The 612-nt window shown below is 51.0% G+C and carries 1 pseudogene; it reads left to right on the top strand.

Annotation, left to right across the window (positions count from 1 at the left end):
• Positions 1–118 precede the first annotated feature (118 nt).
• Positions 119–574, top strand: a pseudogene (locus PsWM33_RS11210) (sulfatase-like hydrolase/transferase); the annotation flags it as partial.
• Positions 575–612: the final 38 nt, after the last annotated feature.

Here is a 612-nt window from a genome sequence, read left to right as displayed (position 1 = left end):
TCTACTTTTAAACTCGATCAATTTCAGGGGGGATTACCAGGCAAAACACGAAGATCCCCTTGCTAATCGCATGACAAATAAGGGAACATGACCACAACAAACGGGGGAGGTGTTTGAGATGACTAACGGGCGCAATGTGCTCTGGATCATGTGTGATCAATTACGGTTTGATTATCTGAGCTGTTACGGTCACCCGCATCTGCACACTCCACATATCGACAAGCTTGCGGAACGGGGCGTTCGGTTTAACCGCGCTTATGTTCAATCTCCTATTTGTGGCCCGTCTCGCATGAGTTTCTATACAGGGCGTTATGTGCGGTCCCATGGAAGCACATGGAATGGCATTCCGCTTCGTGTCGGAGAACCGACACTCGGGGATCATTTGCAAGACATCGGCGTTCGCAACGTGTTGGTCGGTAAGACCCATATGCGTGCTGATTCTGACGGCATGGCTCGCCTCGGTATCTCTCCGGAAAGCTTCATAGGCACCCGCGTTGCGGAATGCGGATTTGAAGTGTTGGAGCGAGATGACGGTCTTCACCCCGATGGATCCTATTCTCCAAATCCGCAATACTGAGCTTCCCCCTTTGAAGTGGTCCACGCCTATAGTTA

Source organism: Pseudovibrio sp. WM33, assembly GCF_001623165.1.
Taxonomy (GTDB): Bacteria; Pseudomonadota; Alphaproteobacteria; order Rhizobiales; family Stappiaceae; genus Pseudovibrio.
The sequence above is the reverse complement of the archived record's forward strand: the minus strand, read 5'-3'. Positions and strand labels throughout refer to the sequence as shown.